This window comes from Caballeronia sp. INML3B (assembly GCF_023631305.1).
In the GTDB taxonomy this organism is placed as follows: domain Bacteria; phylum Pseudomonadota; class Gammaproteobacteria; order Burkholderiales; family Burkholderiaceae; genus Caballeronia; species Caballeronia turbans.
On the sequence record NZ_JALQDI010000016.1, the window covers coordinates 54578 to 70597 of the forward strand.

Sequence of the window (16020 nt, forward strand, 5' to 3'; positions counted from 1 at the left end):
GCCATGACCGCCTCGACCAACATCGGCGCGAATCTCGACGTCGCGCCGCAACCCGATGCGGGCGCCGCGCGCGCGGGGTTCGCGCTCGGCCTGCCGCCGCGCGCCGCGCTCCTGCCGCGTAACGGATGGCTCGCGCTGATCGCGCTCATCATCGCGATGTGCATCTTCGTGCCGGTCAGCGCGCTCGTGCTGCCCGAGACGAGCACGTTCCATCTGTCCGCCTATGCGATGACGCTCATCGGCAAGCTCATGTGCTATGCGATCGGCGCGCTCGCGCTCGATCTCGTGTGGGGTTACTGCGGCATCCTGAGCCTCGGCCATGCGCTCTTTTTCGCGCTCGGCGGCTACGCGATGGGCATGTACCTGATGCGCTCGATCGGCCGCGAAGGCACGTATCAGAGCGACCTGCCCGACTTCATGGTGTTCCTCGACTGGCACAAGCTGCCGTGGTACTGGGAAGGCACGGAGCATCTCTGGTACGCGTTGCTGCTCGTCGTGCTCGTGCCCGGCGTGCTCGCGTGGCTGTTCGGTTTCTTCACGTTCCGCTCGCGCGTGAAAGGCGTCTATCTGTCGATCATCACGCAGGCCATGACCTTCGCCGCGATGCTGCTCTTCTATCGCAATGAAACGGGCTTCGGCGGCAACAACGGCTTCACGGATTTCAAGCGCATCGCGGGCTTCTCCGTCACGCATCCGGGTACGCGCACGGCGTTGTTTCTCATCACGTTCGCCGTGCTCGTGCTCGCGTTTCTCGCGGCGCGCTGGATCGTCACGTCGAAGCTCGGGCGCGTCGTCACCGGCGTGCGCGACGGCGAAGCGCGTCTGATGTTTCTCGGCTACAGCCCGCTCGCGTACAAGCTCTTCATCTGGACCGTGTCGGCCGTGCTGTGCGGCATCGCGGGGGCGTTGTACGTGCCGCAGGTCGGCATCATCAATCCGAGCGAGATGTCGCCGGCAAATTCGATAGAAATGGCCATCTGGGTAGCGGTCGGCGGACGCGGCACGTTGATCGGCCCGATCATCGGCGCGTTTGCGGTGAACGGCGCGAAGAGCTTTTTCACCGCATACTTCGCGGAGTACTGGCTGTTCTTCCTCGGCCTCATCTTCACGCTCGTGCCCTTGCTTTTGCCGAACGGCATCATGGGTCTCATCGATCTCGCGCGCCGCAAGAAGACCGCTGGAGATTGCGCAGAATGACCGCACACCATGCTTTGATCGTCGACCTTCCGCCGATTCCGCCCGCGCCGGATTCGCCCGAATCGAATCACAAGAACATCAACGTCATCTCGGGGCTGGGCCATGTGCTCGCGCCCGGTGAGATCGACGTATCGCACGGCACGATTCTCTATCTCGAAGACGTCACCGTGAGCTTCGATGGCTTTCGCGCATTGAACAAGCTGGCGTTGTCCATCGACGTGGGCGAGTTGCGCTGCGTGATCGGCCCGAACGGCGCGGGCAAGACGACGATGATGGACGTCATTACCGGCAAGACCCGCCCCGATGACGGCAAGGTCTTTCTCGGCCAGACGCTCGATCTCACGCGCATGTCGGAGCCGGTGATCGCGCGCACGGGCATCGGCCGCAAATTCCAGAAGCCGACTGTGTTCGAGAACCATCCCGTGTGGGAAAACCTCGAACTCGCGATGAAGACCGACAAGCGCTGGTTTGCATCTCTGCGCGCGCGGCTGGATCGGCAGGCACAGGCGCGCATCGAGGAAACACTGGAGCTGATTCGATTGCAGCATCAGGCGACGCGGCTCGCGGGGGAGCTTTCGCATGGACAGAAGCAGCGGCTCGAAATCGGCATGTTGCTGATGCAGCAGCCTGCTCTTTTGCTCCTCGATGAGCCTGCCGCAGGCATGACCGATCACGAGACGATGGAACTCGCCGAGCTTCTGAACAAGCTGCGGGGATCGTGTTCGATGATGGTCGTCGAGCATGATATGGAGTTCGTTGCTGCGCTTGCTGGCGACAGTGGCAAGGTCACTGTGATGGCTGAAGGACGGGTTCTCGCTGAAGGAACATTGGATGATGTCAAGCGGGACGAGGCCGTTATTGAGTCTTATCTCGGGCGGTGATTTGTTTGTTGCCGCGGGCTTTCGTTTCGCGCAAGCCCGGCACGCTAACGGGATCCAGCGAAACGAAACCCGAACACAAAGCAGGCCAAAATGCTAGAAGTCGAAAACCTGAACCAGTACTACGGCGGCAGCCACATCCTCCGCGATGTGAAGATGACCGTGCCCGACGGCGAGCTCACGGTGCTGCTCGGCCGCAACGGCGTCGGCAAGACGACACTGCTGCGCTGTCTGATGGGCGTCGTGCCGACCAAAAGCGGCACCATCAACTGGCGCGGCAACAAGATCTCGTCCATGCCAACTCACGCGCGTGTCGCGAACGGCCTCGCCTACGTGCCGCAGGGACGCGACATCTTCGGGCGTCTCACCGTGGAAGAAAACCTGCTGGTCGGCGCAGCGAGCCGAAAAGCGCCATCGAAGATTCCTGATCGCATCTACGATCTCTTCCCCGTCCTCAGAGACATGAAAAACCGCAGAGGCGGCGATCTCTCGGGCGGTCAGCAACAACAGCTCGCAATCGGCCGCGCGCTGATGAGCGAGCCGCAACTGCTCATCCTCGATGAACCGACCGAGGGCATCCAGCCGTCTATCATCCGCGACATCGGCCGCACGCTGCGACAGCTCGTCGATGAAATGGGCATGACCGTGCTGCTCGTCGAGCAGTATTACGACTTCGCACGCGAGCTCGCCGATCGCTACTGGGTGATGAGTCGCGGCGAAATCGTCGCGGGCGGCGCGGGCTCCGAGATGGACGAGCATGGAGTGCGCGAGCTGATCGCCGTATGATGACGATTCCCTCTCCATCGCGCATATCGCTTCTTTTTCATGCTTCATGAATCGCACGCGACGCTCGTCGATCCGAACACATGGCGCGGCTCGCTCGAACTCGGCTACGCGCATCAGCATGGCCGCACCGTTTGCGTTCATCGCAAGCACGAAGGACCGTTGAGGCTGCAACGGCCGCTCTATCCCGAAGGCGATATCTGTCACTCGGTGATCGTGCATCCGCCGGGCGGCGTGGCGGGCGGCGACCGCCTGTCCATCGACGTGCGCCTTGACGAGCACACGCACGCCGTCATCACGACGCCCGGCGCGACCAAGTGGTACAAGGCCAACGGCAAGCTCGCGACGCAGCGCATCGATATTGCTCTCGCGGCGCACGCGAAGCTCGACTGGCTACCGCAAAACAACATCGTGTTCGAGTCGTCGAACGTGGAACTCGAATTCAATCTCACACTCGATGAAGGCGCGAGCGCGATCGGCTGGGACGCGATGCTGCTCGGCCGCGCCGCCGCCGGCGAAAAGTGGACGCAAGGACACATCAAGGCGATATCGCGCATTACGCGGCGCGACGGCTCGACGCTCTGGTTCGAGCGCACGCTGCTCGATGCAAACGATCCGCTGCGCGATGCCGCGCAAGGACTCGCCGGCTTTCCCGCCTACGGCACGCTGTGGGCGATCGGCCCCGCTTGCGACGATGCCCTCGCCGAAGCCCTCACCGCGCAACTGCCCTTCGACGATGAACTGCGCGCCGGCGCATCGTGCGTCGGACCGGGCGTCTTGATCGTGCGCGCGATCAGCCGCTCGATGGAGCCGCTCCAGAACACGCTCACCGATTGCTGGACGCGCCTTCGTCCCGTCGTGCATGGCGTCGATGCGCGGCCTTTGCGTTTGTGGACTACCTAGTACGCACCAGCGCAGCGCATCGAATTGCACACCCGTTGTGCGCGACGACAGACGCGCAACCGGCAAACGCAGGCGATACAACGAATAGACATCGATGGCACGACTCTCGCTTTAAGCCTCGGCTCGAGAGCCGCGCCTTCCAATGCGGCCGTTCAAGACCGAAGGATCATCGATGCTCACCACGTTTTCCCGCGCGCGACGCACCGCACTCGTCGCGTTGCTGCTTTCCCTCGCGCCCTTCGCCGCGCACGCCGACGCCCTCGACACCATCGCCAGGAACGGCACATTGCGCGTCGCCGTGCCCGAGGACTATCCGCCTTTCGGCTCGGTCGGCGCGGACATGAAGCCGCAAGGCTACGACGTCGACATGGCCGCGTTGCTCGCCAAATCGATGAACGTGAAGCTCGAGCTCGTACCCGTGAACAGCGCGAACCGCATTCCGTATCTCACGACCAACAAGGTCGATCTCGTGATCTCGTCGCTCGGCAAGACGCCGGAACGCGAGAAGGTGCTCGATTTCTCCACCCCTTATGCGCCCTACTTCCAAGGCGTGTTCGGCCCCGCCGACATCAAGGTGAGCAGCCCCGCCGATCTCACCGGCAAGACCGTCGGCGCGACGCGCGGCGCGCTGGAAGAAATCGCGCTGTCGCAGATGGCACCGAACGCGACCATCAAGCGCTTCGAGGACAACAACGCGACCATCTCCGCGTTTCTCTCGGGACAGGTGCAACTGATCGCGGCGGGCAACATCGTCGCGGCCGCGATCCTTGCGAAGAATCCGCCGCGCCGGCCGGAAGCGAAGTTCATCATCAAGGATTCGCCCTGCTTCGTCGGCATGAACAAGAACGAGCCGCGCCTGATGACCAAGGTCGACGACACCATCGCGCAGGCAAGAAAGGACGGCACGCTCAACACGATGTCGAAGAAGTGGTTCAACCAGCCGCTGCCCGCGAGCCTTTGATCAAGAGCGCGGCAACGTATGGCCTATGAACTTCAATTCGCCGATCTCGCGCAGTACGCGGGCATGTTCGCGAGCGGCGCGGCGACGACGCTCGCACTGACCGCCGTGTCGACGGCGCTCGGCGTGTCGGTCGGCGTGCTCGGTGCCGCCGCGCGCGACAGCCGGCAAGCGTGGCTCGCCGCGATCGTCGGCGGTTATGTCGAGGCGGTGCGCAATACGCCGTTCATCGTGCAACTGTTCTTCGTGTTCTTCGGCCTGCCCGCGCTCGGCATTCACCTGAGCGAATACGTCGCGGCCATTCTTGCGATGACGCTCAATCTCGGCGCGTACTCGATCGAAATCATCCGCGCAGGCATCGCGGCCGTGCCGAAGGGGCATCACGAAGCGGCGGCGTCGCTGGCCATGTCGCGCGGCGAGACGTTTCGCCATGTCGTGCTGCCGCAGGCGCTCGCGAAGGTGTTTCCCGCGCTCACCAGCCAGATCGTCATCACGATGCTCGGCTCCGCCGTCGTATCGCAGATCTCGGTGCCGGACCTCACCTACGCCGCGAGCTATATTCAGTCACGCAACTTCCGCGCCTTCGAAACGTGCTTCTTCATTACGGCTGCGTATCTCGTGATGGCGCTCGTGTTGCGCACCGCGTTGAACGCGGCGGGCAAGCGCTTTCTGATGAGCAACCGGAGCGCAGCGCGATGATCGAGTTCACCCTCGCGCAAATCGTCGAGAACCTGTTGCTCGCGGCGCGCTGGACCGTCGTGCTGTCGATCGTGTCGTTCGTGCTGGGCGGCATCGTCGGCTTCGCGCTGCTCGTGATGCGCGTCTCGGGTTCGCACCTGCTGCGCACGCTCGTCAAGGCGTACATCCAGATCTTTCAGGGCACGCCCCTGCTGATGCAACTGTTCCTCGTGTTCTTCGGCCTGCCGCTGCTCGGCATCGAGGTTTCGCCGTGGCTCGCCGCGACGGTCGGTCTCACGCTCTTCACGAGCGCCTATCTCGCGGAAATCTGGCGCGGCGCGGTCGAAGCGGTGCCGAAGGGACAATGGGAAGCGTCATCCAGTCTCGCGATGAGCTACTTCGAGCAGCTTCGACACGTGGTCCTGCCGCAGGCGACACGCATCGCGGTCGGTCCGACGGTCGGCTTCGCGGTGCAGGCGGTGAAGGACACGGCGCTCGTATCGATCATCGGCTTCACGGAACTCACGAAGGCCGGCACGATGATTTCTAACGCGACTTTCCGGCCGTTCCTCGTCTATGGGCTCGTCGCCATCATCTACTTCGTGCTTTGCTATCCGTTGACGCGCTATGCGCGCACGCTCGAAAGGAAATGGAATGCCGCTCGTTGAAACCCGCAATCTTCACAAGCAGTTCGGCGCGAATCAGGTGCTGAAGGGAATCGACTTTGCCGTCGAGCGCGGTCAGGTCGTGTCGATCATCGGGCGCAGCGGCTCGGGAAAGAGCACGCTGTTGCGCACGTTGAACGGGCTCGAAAGCATCGACGAAGGTTCGATAGAAATCGATGGCGAGCATATCGATGCGCGTCATGCCGACCTGCGCGCGCTGCGTCTGAAGGTCGGCATGGTGTTTCAGCAATACAACCTCTTTCCGCATCTGACCGCGGGAGAGAACGTGATGCTCGCGCAGACCGTGGTCAGGAAGATCCACAAGGCGAAGGCGCGCGCGACCGCGCATACTGTGCTCGAGCGCGTCGGTCTCGGCGACAAGTTCGACGCCTATCCCGATCAGCTTTCCGGCGGCCAGCAGCAGCGCGTGGCGATCGCACGCGCGCTCGCGATGAAGCCGACCGTCCTGCTCTGCGACGAGATCACGTCGGCGCTCGATCCGGAACTCGTCGGCGAAGTGCTCGCGGTCGTCGAAGATCTCGCGCGCGACGGCATGACGCTCATCATGGTCACGCACGAGATGCGCTTCGCACGCAAGGTGAGCGACAAGGTCGTGTTCATGCATCAGGGACGCGTGTGGGAATCGGGGGCGCCGGAAGCCATTTTCGAAAAGCCCTCGAGCGTCGAGCTGCAGCGCTTCATCCAGTGACATGCAAGCTCTCCGAAAGCCCGTCCGATGCTAGCATTGCAAGGCCCGAAACGCCTTTCTCCGTAAAAGAAGCTCATGAAACTCACGCCCCGAGAAAAGGACAAGCTGCTGATCTTCACCGCAGCATTGCTCGCCGAACGCCGCCGCGCGCGCGGCCTCAAGCTCAATCATCCGGAAGCGGTCGCATTCATTTCGGCCGCATTGATGGAAGCCGCGCGCGACGGCAGGACGGTCGCCGAAGTCATGCACTACGGCACCACGCTTCTCACGCGCGACGACGTGATGGAAGGGGTGCCGGAGATGATTCCCGACATCCAGATCGAAGCGACTTTCCCCGATGGCACGAAGCTCGTGACGGTTCATCATCCGATCCCTTAAGAACATGATCCCCGGCGAATACTTCATCGACAATGGCGAGCACGAACTCAACGCGGGACGCGAGACCGTGACGGTCGTCGTCGCGAATCATGGCGACCGTCCCGTGCAGGTCGGCTCGCATTTTCACTTCTACGAAGTCAACGCGGCACTGAAGTTCGAACGCGAGAAGGCGCGCGGCTTTCGGCTGAACATCGCGGCGGGCACGGCCGTGCGCTTCGAGCCGGGACAGGAGCGCACCGTCGAGCTCGTCGCGCTCGCAGGCGACCGGCACGTCTACGGCTTCAATGGCCTCGTGATGGGCCCACTCTGAACAGGACATCGAAAACATGACGCTACGCATCGGCCGCCGCGCTTATGCTGAAATGTTCGGCCCGACCACCGGCGACCGCGTGCGCCTCGCCGACACCGATCTCATCATCGAAGTCGAGCGCGACTTCACCACCTACGGCGAAGAAGTGAAATTCGGCGGCGGCAAGGTGATTCGCGACGGCATGGGCCAGTCGCAACGCCCCGCCGCCGAGGTCGTCGATACGGTCGTGACGAACGCGCTGATCCTCGATCACTGGGGCATCGTGAAAGCCGATATCGGCATCAAGGGCGGACGCGTCTTCGCGATCGGCAAGGCGGGCAATCCCGACATCCAGCCGAACGTGAGCATCGCGATCGGCGCGGCGACCGAAGTGATCGCGGGCGAAGGCATGATCGTCACCGCGGGCGGCGTCGATACGCATATCCACTTCATCAGCCCGCAGCAGATCGACGAAGCGCTCGCGAGCGGCGTGACGACGATGCTCGGCGGGGGCACCGGACCCGCGACCGGCACCAACGCGACGACCTGCACGCCGGGCCCCTGGCACATGGAGCGCATGCTGCAGGCCGCCGATGGCTGGCCAGTCAATCTAGGCTTTCTCGGCAAGGGCAACGCGAGCCTGCCCGGGCCGCTGATCGAACAGGTGAAAGCGGGCGCGATCGGCCTGAAGCTGCACGAGGACTGGGGCACGACGCCCGCCGCGATCGACAATTGCCTGTCGGTGGCCGACGACACCGACACGCAAGTCGCCATCCACACCGACACGCTCAACGAAGCGGGCTTCGTCGAGACGACCATCGCCGCGTTCAAGGGCCGCACGATCCACACGTATCACACCGAAGGCGCGGGCGGCGGTCATGCGCCGGACATCATCAAGGTGGCGGGCGAATCGAACGTGCTGCCCTCTTCCACCAATCCGACGCGCCCCTACACCGTCAACACGCTCGACGAGCATCTCGACATGCTGATGGTGTGCCATCACCTCGATCCGTCGATTGCGGAGGACATCGCGTTCGCGGAATCGCGCATTCGCCGCGAGACGATCGCGGCCGAAGACATCCTGCACGATCTCGGCGCGTTGTCGATGCTGTCGTCCGATTCGCAGGCAATGGGCCGCGTCGGCGAAGTCATCATTCGCACCTGGCAGACGGCGCACAAGATGAAGGTGCAGCGCGGCGCGCTCGCCGAAGACAATGCGCGCAACGACAATTTCCGCGCGAAGCGATATGTGGCGAAGTACACGATCAATCCGGCGATCACGCATGGCATCGCGCATGAAGTCGGTTCCATCGAGCCGGGCAAATGGGCCGATCTCGTACTCTGGGAGCCCGCGTTCTTCGGCGTGAAGCCCGCGATGATCGTCAAGGGCGGCATGATCGCGGTCGCGCAGATGGGCGACCCGAACGCGTCCATTCCGACGCCGCAGCCGGTGCATTACCGCGAGATGTTCGCGACGCGCGGCGGCGCGCTCGGCAAGACGTCGCTGACCTTCGTGTCGCAGCTCGCGGCGGAATCGCGCATCGCGGATCGTTACGGCCTCAACAAGCAGATCGTCGCGGTGAAGAACTGCCGCAATGTGACCAAGGCCGACATGATTCACAATGCATGGCAGCCGTCCATCAGCGTCGATCCGCAGACCTATCAGGTGATCGCCGATGGGCAATTGCTCACATGCGATCCAGCCACCGTTCTGCCGATGGCGCAGCGCTATTTTCTGTTCTGAGTCTTCATGCGTACCATCGACAAACGTCTGACCGCCAAGCTCGCGCCCGTGCTCGTCAAGCGCGCGCCTACCCTCACCCTGCCTTTCGATGCGCGCGGCAAGAGCCGTCTCGCCGCCACGCTCGACAACGGCGAGGAAGTCGCCCTCGTGATGCCGCGCGGCACCGTGCTCGCGGACGGCGACATGCTCGTCGCGGATGACGGCGGCTTCGTGCGCGTGGTCGCGGCAACGCAGGACGTGCTCGTCGTGCGCGCGCCGAGCGTGCGACTATTGACGCGTGCCGCTTATCACCTCGGCAATCGCCATACGCCAGTGGAAGTCGGCGCGGACTATCTCAAGCTCGAAGCGGATCCCGTGCTCGAAGACATGCTGAAGCGCCTGGGCGTGCTCGTCGCGCATGAGTCGCAGCCGTTCCAGCCCGAAACCGGCGCATACGGCGGCGGTCACAAGCACGGCCACGACGAGACGTTCAGCGAAGACTACGCGCTCGCGCAAAAGGTCTTCGACGAGCATCACGGGCATGATCATTCGCACGATCACGACCATGCTCACGATCACTCGTCGTGCGGTCACGATCATCACCATCATCACGGTCATGCGCATCGCTGAACTCACGGCGCTTCTGCATCTCGCGTCGCCGGCGCTGCCGATCGGTGCGTTCAGCTATTCGCAGGGACTCGAAGCGGCGATCGAGCACGGCCTGGTCCACGACGGCGACAGCGCGCGCGACTGGATCGCGAGCGGCTTGAGCACCGTGCTTGCGCGTGGCGAACTGCCGTTGCTCGCGCATCAGATCGAGCATTGGCGTTCGCACGACGAAGCCGCGTTGAGAGCGGCGAACGATGAATACATCGCGAGCCGCGAATCGGCGGAACTGAGACGCGAAACCGAGCAGATGGGCTGGTCGCTCGCGCAGTTGTGCGCATCGCTCGAATGGGGCGACGCATCGCGCCGCGCGACGCTCGCCGCGATCAAACCCATCGCGCAACCGAGCGCGTTCGCCTTCGCCGCGTTCGCGCACGATGCGACGGCGGAAGCAGCGCTCGCCGCCTACGCGTTCAGCTGGGTCGAGAATCAGGCGGCCGCCGCGCTCAAGGCCGTGCCGCTCGGCCAGCTCGCGGGGCAGCGCATCATCGTCGCGTTGGGCGAGCCGATCGACGCCGCCGTGCGCCGCGCGCTCGATACATCGCCCGAACGGGTCAACACCTTCGCGCCGCAACTCGGCATCTTGTCCGCGCGGCATGAATCGCAATACTCGCGGCTCTTCCGCTCCTGAACCGGTATTTTCATGAACACTCCCGCTTATTCTTCCGCCGCCCGCCGAACCAAGAAACTGCCGCCGTTGCGCGTCGGCGTCGGCGGCCCGGTCGGTTCCGGCAAGACCACGCTGCTCGAAATGCTCTGCAAGGCGATGCGCGACAAGTACGATCTCGTCGCCATCACCAACGATATCTATACGAAGGAAGATCAGCGCCTGCTCACGGTCGCGGGCGCGCTGCCCGCCGAGCGCATCATGGGCGTCGAGACGGGCGGCTGTCCGCATACGGCGATCCGCGAGGATGCGTCGATCAATCTCGAGGCCGTCGATCGCATGGTGTCGAAGTTTCCGGACGCCGATATCGTGTTCATCGAATCCGGCGGCGACAACCTCGCGGCGACCTTCAGCCCGGAACTCTCCGACCTGACCATCTATGTGATCGATGTGGCGGGCGGCGAGAAGATTCCGCGCAAGGGCGGCCCTGGCATCACGAAGTCGGATCTGCTCGTGATCAACAAGACCGACCTCGCGCCTCATGTCGGCGCGAATCTCGACATCATGGCGAGCGACGCGAGGAAGATGCGCGGCGAGCGGCCCTTCGTCATGTGCAATCTGAAGGCGCTCGACGGGCTCGATGAAGTCGTCGGCTTCATCGAGAAGAAGGGACTGCTGCTCGCGTAAGACGCGCTAGGCCAGCGCAATCGAGTTCGATATCGAGACCGTGTTCTCACCCACCTGCACGAAATCGCGCTTCATCTCGACGTGCCATTTGAGGAAGTTGCGGCTGTTCGATTCGCCGGGAAGCATCCAGTCGTGCAACTCGATCACGACGACCGGGAACATGTTCAGGGCATCGCAATGGCGCGAAAACAGGTCCGATTCCGCGCCTTCGATATCGATCTTGAGAATGAACGGCGTCACGCCGGATGCCGGCATCACGTCTTCGAGCGTCAGCGCGTCGACGGCATACCCATTTTCCATGGGCCGGTCGGCCGTGCGGAAGGCCCATTCACCCGCGCCCGGATCGTTGAGATAGAGCGTGCCGCGCGTGGCCGCGATCGCGGCGTTCAGCGGCGTGATCGCAGGAAAGGCCTCCGCGTTTTTCTTGAGCAGCGCAAAATTCGATACATCCGGCTCGATGGCGACGATCTTTGCCTTTGGATACGTGAGCGCGTACCACACCGCAGCGGCGCCGATATTGGCGCCCGCATCGACGATCAGCGGATTTTCGCAAGCCTCATAGAACGCCGCGATCTCCTTCGCGCGGCTGAGATGATCCGTGGCGTACTGGCGCAGAAAGAAGATCTGCTTGCAAACCGAGCGATCCGCGAGGCAAGGCCGATATTCGAAGCGCCTGTTGCCCGGGAGCACGAGACCGTGCGTTCCGTATCGGACGCTGCCCCATGCATCGGTTGCTGTGTGGCGGGGCCGCAGCAGGCGCAAGAGGCCTGGCGGAATCATGTCTTTGACGACGGACCTGATGAAATCTTGCATGCGCGTCCTCGAAAGAAGCTTGGCAGCATGTTCGCAGGCGTCCGGCCTATGGATGTGCGTTCGACGCGGCCGGGTGGAGGTTCAGTATCCCTCTAACCTTTCCGGCGTTCAACCCTCGAATTGTCAGCGGAATAAGGGTTAAGGTCAGATGATTGACCGAAGAACCGCAGGTCAAGGCACCACTGACGCGATGACGAAATCACTTCGCCGCGTCGCTTTCCTCTTCGAGCAATGCGCTCAGCACGCTCACCGTTCGCTGCGTCGCGCCGCGATGCCTCGCTGCGAAAGCCGACGCGGCCGCGCTCATCGAAAGCCGCCTTGCCTTGTCGCCGAAAATCTCGCGCAGCCCGCGCGCGAGTTCCTGCGGGTCCTGCACACGCAGTGCGGCGCCTGCCGCGATTGCATCGTTGGTCGCCTGCGTGAAATTGAACGTATGCGGCCCGATCAGCACCGGCACGCCCGCCGCGCACGCTTCAATCAGATTCTGCCCGCCGAGCGGCAACAGGCTCCCGCCGATGAACGCGAGATCCGCCGCGGCGTAATACGCGCCGAGTTCGCCCATCGAATCGCCGAGCAGGACCTGCACGCTTTCCGGCAGCGGTTCGGGCACATCCGCGCCCGATCCCGCCGCCGCGGGCTTCGGCGCCCACACCGAACGGCGCGCGCTCGTCAGACCCAGGCTCGCGATCAGCGCCGACACTTCATCGAACCGCTGCGGGTGACGCGGCACCAGAATCAGCAACGCATTGGGCACATTGAGCGCCGCGAACGCGCGCAGCACGAGCGTCTCCTCGCCCTCGCGCGTGCTCGCCGCGACCCACACCGGCCGCTCGCCGATCGCCGAGCGCCACGCCTGACCGCGCGCGACCAGTTCGGGCGGCGCGGTCATATCGAACTTCAGATTGCCGAGCACCGCGACATTGCGCGCGCCGAGCGCGGTGAGCCGCTCGGCGTCGGACGGCGTCTGCGCGAGCACGCGCGAAAAGCCGCCGAACACTTCGCGCACCGCGCGCCCGAACTTCGCCGCGCGCCGATACGACCGCTCCGACATGCGCGCGTTCGTCAGCACGAGCGGCACGTCGCCGCGCTTGCATTCGTCGATGAGCGTCGGCCAGACTTCCGTCTCCATCACGATGCCGAGCGACGGACGCCATGCGCGCAGGAAGCGCCGCACGAGAACGGGCAAATCGTAGGGGAGATAGCTGCGCGACACGCGATCGCCGAACAGTTCGAGGCCCGTCGCGCGGCCGCTCGGCGTCATGTGCGTGAGCAGCACGCGGGCTTCGGGATGCGCCTTCATCAATGCGTCGATGAGCGGTTGCGCCGCGCGCGTCTCGCCGACCGATACCGCATGCACCCAGATGAGCGGCGCGAGATCGTCGGCGCGGCGGGCAGGGATATGTCCGAACCGCTCGCCGATATGCTCGCGGTAACCGCGCTCCTTGCGCGAGCGGATGTAGAGCCGCAGCACCGCGAGCGGCGCGACGATCCACCAGAGCGCCCGGTAGACGAGCCTCAGGACGGCAGCCGATGCGCCCGGGGAAGCGGCGCCGCTCAAACGAGCGCCCTGCCCTTCAGGCGCTCGAGAATGCCGAGCGGCGCGCATTCGGGGCGCACCATCGCCTTGACGGGCAAAACGAAGGTCTGCTCCATCATGAACTGGCCGGACATCACCGCGTGCGATGTGTGATCGGAGAAGCAGACCCACACCGAGCCGGGCGGAAATGGCATCGTCTCCTGCGGCGCAGTCTTCTGATAGTCGAGATCGGCCTTCATCGCGTCATGCAGATGCAGCATCAGATGGTCGTATTCGCTACGCGGCGACTTCGTGATGTGCAGCAGATTCATGAGCCACGCCGAACCGGGCATCTGCGTCTTGATGCCGGGCAGGAAGCGCTTGGCCATGTCCTCGAACGGTTCGCCGACACGCCACACGCGCGGCGATCCGTTCGGGTTGACATTCGTGAACACGCGCAGGATGCGCTCGCCGTAGTTCGGGCGCGACGGAAAAGCATCGACGTGCAGGCGGCTGTCGTCCTTGCGCCAGGATGTCTCGCGCGTTTCGACCTGATGCAGCCGCAGGCTCGTGGGCGCGACGCGCAGCTTGCCGTCGTATTCGGGAAAGAGGCCGTCGACAAGCGAGCGCGCATGATCCTGATAACGCTTGATGAGCGAGCGCACCGCCGATTGCATCACGCTATCGCCGAGCACGCCGTTCAACGCGCCGCCGTTGGGCGCGAGACTGATGTTCTTGCGTTTGGGGTCCGCGATCTTCGGATCGAGCAGCGCGAGTTCGCCGCCTTCGATCGGAAAACGCAGATTGGGGAAATACAGCACCTTGCCGTTTTCGACGCCGGCCAGGAGCGTCTCGCGCGGCACGGAGAGATTCTTTCCCTGCCAATCGCCAGACGCGACTTCGATAATTTGAGATTCCGTCATGTGTCTACGACCTTGAGTTGCAAGCGCACGGCGCAGCGCACGATGAAAACGCCACAGCACGCTACAGCAGGCCGAAGCCCGCGAGCGCGGTCTTGACTTCGGAAAGCGTCGGATGCCGGCTCGCGTCGCCGAGATTGACCACCTGCGGCGACCAGTAGCCGCCGGTGCGCCATGCGGTCGAGAAATTGTACAACTCGACGGTCGGGCGCTTCAGCGCCGCGGCAATATGCACCAAGCCCGTATCGACGCCGACGGTCGCGGCCGCGCCGTCGATCAGTCCGACCACCGCGGGCAGCGAGAGCTTCGGCGGCACGATCGCGGCCGCCCCGAATTCCTTCGCGAGCTTTTCGCTCGTCGCGCGTTCGGCGTCGCTGCCCCACGGCAACACGATCGATGCGCCGCGCGTGACGAGCGCCTGCCCGAGCTCGATCCATGCGGCTTCGGGCCATTGCTTGTCGGCGCGCGACGTGGCGTGCACGAACACGACATACGGCACCGGCAGATTCAGCCCGAGCTCGGAGACGGCGAGCGTCGCGCGCCGCGTGTCGAGGCCGAAGTCGATGTCGTCGGTCATCTGCGGCTTCGGCAGATCGAGCGCGGCCGCCACGAGTTGCCGCGTGCGCTCGACGACGTGGGTGCGCGGCTCGATCGGCACGCGGCGGTCGTAGAAGAAACGCACGGGCCATTCGTAGCCGGCGCCGTCGGTGCGATTGCCGAGCCCGACGAGCGGCCCGCGCGCCCAGCTCGCGACCCACGCGGTCTTGATAAGGCCCTGGCAGTCGATCACGAGATCGTATTTTTCGGCGGCGAGCTCGCGCTTGAACTTGCCGATCTCGCGCCAGTTCGCGGGCGACGTGAACGCCTTGCGCCAGCGCCTGAGCGAGAACGGGATCGCGCGACGCACGCCGTGCACCAGTTCGACGAGACCCGCGAAGCTTTCCTCGACGAGCCAGTCGATCCGTGCATCGGGATAGCGGCGGCGGATGTCGGCGATAGCCGGCATGTTGTGAACGACGTCGCCGAGCGACGACACGCGGACGATCAGGATCTTTTGCACGCTGTGGAGGGAAAGGCGCGGACGGCGCGGCGCAGTGAGCAGGAAAGGGGAGATTTTAGAGCGTGTCGGGGGAGTTTGGCTAAGAAATGCTTGGCCGCTGGGGGCGGCGTGCGGGGGGACTGGGCTTTTCCGCCGGATCCCGTTTTCTTGTTGGTTTATTAGCGTTGCCCCTGTGCGGGGCGGCAGTCACTTTCTTTGCTGCTGCAAAGAAAGTAACCAAAGAAAGCAGCTTGTTAGGCCCGCGGTCACACGCAGTTTGGCCATGCTTGCCATATGATCATGGGCTGCCTAAGTGTCGCCCTCATAGGCCCGACCGGGTTTGGATCGCGCACGGTCTGACAAGCTAGTACTCAAAAGACGCTGGTTCAGCACCAAATAGCGCCGGCACAGCGCTACGCGCTGCCGCTGGGTCCACAAGGGAAACCAACGAAGCACCCACGCAGTGAGATGGAAGCATTAGCAAGACATTACGGGCGGACCCGATTGACCCAACGGCCGCGAAGCGGGCCGGAGCCATTTGGTGCTGAACCGCTCCGCTGTGCGGCGCGCGGCGACAGACCGTGCGCGAGCCAAGCCCGGTCAAACCTTTG

The 16020-nt window shown here is 63.9% G+C and carries 18 protein-coding genes; 14 read left to right on the forward strand and 4 right to left on the reverse strand.

Going from position 1 to position 16020, the window contains the following annotated elements; all coding sequences use genetic code 11:
• The first annotated feature begins 3 nt into the window (after positions 1-3).
• The 14 genes from urtC to ureG all read left to right on the forward strand — a co-directional run bounded on the left by urtC (position 4) and on the right by ureG (position 11121).
• Positions 4-1197, forward strand: coding sequence for an urea ABC transporter permease subunit UrtC (gene urtC / locus NCS58_RS10930; protein ID WP_250476943.1), 1194 nt, complete (start codon positions 4-6; stop codon positions 1195-1197).
• Positions 1194-2078 (forward strand): urea ABC transporter ATP-binding protein UrtD, encoded by an 885-nt coding sequence (gene urtD, locus NCS58_RS10935; RefSeq protein WP_250476944.1) that lies wholly within the window; start codon positions 1194-1196, stop codon positions 2076-2078. The genes urtC and urtD overlap by 4 nt, the downstream gene beginning before the upstream one ends.
• 90 nt (positions 2079-2168) lie before the next feature.
• Positions 2169-2861: an urea ABC transporter ATP-binding subunit UrtE gene (gene urtE / locus NCS58_RS10940; RefSeq protein WP_061121135.1), complete on the forward strand. Its 693-nt coding sequence runs from the start codon at positions 2169-2171 to the stop codon at positions 2859-2861.
• A gap of 39 nt (positions 2862-2900) precedes the next feature.
• Positions 2901-3761: an urease accessory protein UreD gene (locus NCS58_RS10945; protein WP_250538417.1), complete on the forward strand. Its 861-nt coding sequence runs from the start codon at positions 2901-2903 to the stop codon at positions 3759-3761.
• 172 nt (positions 3762-3933) lie between these two features.
• Complete coding sequence (locus NCS58_RS10950) at positions 3934-4722, forward strand: transporter substrate-binding domain-containing protein (protein WP_250538418.1); 789 nt, start codon at positions 3934-3936, stop codon at positions 4720-4722.
• Positions 4723-4740: 18 nt separating this feature from the next.
• Positions 4741-5418: an amino acid ABC transporter permease gene (locus NCS58_RS10955; protein ID WP_250476946.1), complete on the forward strand. Its 678-nt coding sequence runs from the start codon at positions 4741-4743 to the stop codon at positions 5416-5418.
• Positions 5415-6065, forward strand: coding sequence for an amino acid ABC transporter permease (locus NCS58_RS10960; protein WP_061121132.1), 651 nt, complete (start codon positions 5415-5417; stop codon positions 6063-6065). The genes NCS58_RS10955 and NCS58_RS10960 overlap by 4 nt, the downstream gene beginning before the upstream one ends.
• Positions 6052-6771 carry an amino acid ABC transporter ATP-binding protein gene (locus NCS58_RS10965; RefSeq protein WP_250476947.1) on the forward strand — a complete coding sequence of 240 codons (720 nt, stop codon included), beginning with the start codon at positions 6052-6054 and terminating at the stop codon, positions 6769-6771. Before NCS58_RS10960 ends, NCS58_RS10965 begins: the two co-directional genes overlap by 14 nt.
• 75 nt (positions 6772-6846) lie before the next feature.
• Positions 6847-7149 carry an urease subunit gamma gene (locus NCS58_RS10970; RefSeq protein ID WP_014192076.1) on the forward strand — a complete coding sequence of 101 codons (303 nt, stop codon included), beginning with the start codon at positions 6847-6849 and terminating at the stop codon, positions 7147-7149.
• Positions 7150-7153: 4 nt separating this feature from the next.
• The gene (locus NCS58_RS10975) at positions 7154-7459 is read left to right on the forward strand and encodes an urease subunit beta (protein ID WP_250538419.1); all 306 of its coding nucleotides are present in this window, start codon (positions 7154-7156) and stop codon (positions 7457-7459) included.
• Positions 7460-7475: 16 nt separating this feature from the next.
• Entirely contained in the window at positions 7476-9182 is a 1707-nt protein-coding gene (ureC, locus tag NCS58_RS10980; protein WP_250538420.1) for an urease subunit alpha, read from the forward strand.
• A 6-nt stretch (positions 9183-9188) separates the two neighbouring features.
• Positions 9189-9791, forward strand: a complete 603-nt coding sequence (gene ureE, locus NCS58_RS10985) for an urease accessory protein UreE (protein ID WP_250476948.1) — start codon at positions 9189-9191, stop codon at positions 9789-9791.
• Positions 9778-10458 (forward strand): urease accessory protein UreF, encoded by a 681-nt coding sequence (locus tag NCS58_RS10990; RefSeq protein WP_250538452.1) that lies wholly within the window; start codon positions 9778-9780, stop codon positions 10456-10458. The genes ureE and NCS58_RS10990 overlap by 14 nt, the downstream gene beginning before the upstream one ends.
• A 12-nt stretch (positions 10459-10470) precedes the next feature.
• Entirely contained in the window at positions 10471-11121 is a 651-nt protein-coding gene (ureG, locus tag NCS58_RS10995) for an urease accessory protein UreG (RefSeq protein ID WP_061121126.1), read from the forward strand.
• Positions 11122-11127: 6 nt separating this feature from the next.
• On the opposite strand, the gene NCS58_RS11000 is transcribed toward ureG, so the two are convergent.
• The 4 genes from NCS58_RS11000 to waaC form a co-directional block, all read right to left on the reverse strand.
• On the reverse strand, positions 11128-11934 hold the full coding sequence (locus NCS58_RS11000; RefSeq protein ID WP_250476950.1) for an FkbM family methyltransferase: 807 nt from the start codon (positions 11932-11934) through the stop codon (positions 11128-11130).
• A 199-nt stretch (positions 11935-12133) separates the two neighbouring features.
• The gene (gene waaA, locus NCS58_RS11005) at positions 12134-13492 is read right to left on the reverse strand and encodes a lipid IV(A) 3-deoxy-D-manno-octulosonic acid transferase (protein ID WP_250538421.1); all 1359 of its coding nucleotides are present in this window, start codon (positions 13490-13492) and stop codon (positions 12134-12136) included.
• On the reverse strand, positions 13489-14373 hold the full coding sequence (locus NCS58_RS11010) for a Kdo hydroxylase family protein (protein ID WP_250538422.1): 885 nt from the start codon (positions 14371-14373) through the stop codon (positions 13489-13491). The genes waaA and NCS58_RS11010 overlap by 4 nt, the downstream gene beginning before the upstream one ends.
• Before the next feature lie 61 nt (positions 14374-14434).
• The gene (gene waaC / locus NCS58_RS11015) at positions 14435-15376 is read right to left on the reverse strand and encodes a lipopolysaccharide heptosyltransferase I (protein ID WP_284502220.1); all 942 of its coding nucleotides are present in this window, start codon (positions 15374-15376) and stop codon (positions 14435-14437) included.
• Positions 15377-16020 lie beyond the last annotated feature (644 nt).